We start from the raw sequence: 253 nt of genomic DNA, 5'->3' as shown, positions 1-253 counted from the left end.
GCACCGGGATCAGTGGTCTATTCGTCTTCGGGTGTACCAGAGTCATCGCCGCGACCGGGGCGGCTGGTGAGGCCGCGTCTGCTGGCGGTGTTGCTGGTGTGGGGGTGTGCTCGTCTTCGGGGCGGGAGCGTCCGCCCGGTCCGGAGCCCGGTTCGGAGTCCCTTGCGGAGTCTCGCTTGGGTCCGGTTCCCGTTCGGGGTCCGTGTTCGGGTCCAGTGTTCGGTTCGGTCCCGGCCTGCGGTGCCGGTTCGGG

The organism is Glycomyces sp. L485, from assembly GCF_022548875.1.
Lineage (GTDB): Bacteria > Actinomycetota > Actinomycetes > Mycobacteriales > Micromonosporaceae > Glycomyces.
This window is presented reverse-complemented; position numbering follows the sequence as displayed.